At 60.4% G+C, this 1,015-nt stretch carries 1 protein-coding gene; it reads right to left on the bottom strand.

Going from position 1 to position 1,015, the window contains the following annotated elements; translation table 11 throughout:
- A partial coding sequence (intI1, locus tag ACOT1A_RS24580) for a class 1 integron integrase IntI1 (RefSeq protein WP_085013672.1) occupies nt 1-970 on the bottom strand: 970 nt, incomplete at its 3' end.
- Between the last annotated feature and the right edge of the window lie 45 nt (nt 971-1,015).

Raw genomic sequence — 1,015 nt, 5'->3', positions numbered from 1 at the left:
GCACTCCGGCACCGCCAACTTTCAGCACATGCGTGTAAATCATCGTCGTAGAGACGTCGGAATGGCCGAGCAGATCCTGCACGGTTCGAATGTCGTAACCGCTGCGGAGCAAGGCCGTCGCGAACGAGTGGCGGAGGGTGTGCGGTGTGGCGGGCTTCGTGATGCCTGCTTGTTCTACGGCACGTTTGAAGGCGCGCTGAAAGGTCTGGTCATACATGTGATGGCGACGCACGACACCGCTCCGTGGATCGGTCGAATGCGTGTGCTGCGCAAAAACCCAGAACCACGGCCAGGAATGCCCGGCGCGCGGATACTTCCGCTCAAGGGCGTCGGGAAGCGCAACGCCGCTGCGGCCCTCGGCCTGGTCCTTCAGCCACCATGCCCGTGCACGCGACAGCTGCTCGCGCAGGCTGGGTGCCAAGCTCTCGGGTAACATCAAGGCCCGATCCTTGGAGCCCTTGCCCTCCCGCACGATGATCGTGCCGTGATCGAAATCCAGATCCTTGACCCGCAGTTGCAAACCCTCACTGATCCGCATGCCCGTTCCATACAGAAGCTGGGCGAACAAACGATGCTCGCCTTCCAGAAAACCGAGGATGCGAACCACTTCATCCGGGGTCAGCACCACCGGCAAGCGCCGCGACGGCCGAGGTCTTCCGATCTCCTGAAGCCAGGGCAGATCCGTGCACAGCACCTTGCCGTAGAAGAACAGCAAGGCCGCCAATGCCTGACGATGCGTGGAGACCGAAACCTTGCGCTCGTTCGCCAGCCAGGACAGAAATGCCTCGACTTCGCTGCTGCCCAAGGTTGCCGGGTGACGCACACCGTGGAAACGGATGAAGGCACGAACCCAGTGGACATAAGCCTGTTCGGTTGGTAAGCTGTAATGCAAGTAGCGTATGCGCTCACGCAACTGGTCCAGAACCTTGACCGAACGCAGCGGTGGTAACGGCGCAGTGGCGGTTTTCATGGCTTGTTATGACTGTTTTTTTGTACAGTCTATGCCTCGGGCATC

Origin of the sequence: Enterobacter cloacae complex sp. SYL003 (genome assembly GCF_049236925.1) — a bacterium.
Lineage (GTDB): Bacteria > Pseudomonadota > Gammaproteobacteria > Enterobacterales > Enterobacteriaceae > Enterobacter > Enterobacter intestinihominis.
Note: the sequence above shows the minus strand (reverse complement) of the source record. Positions and strands in the feature narration are given on the sequence as shown.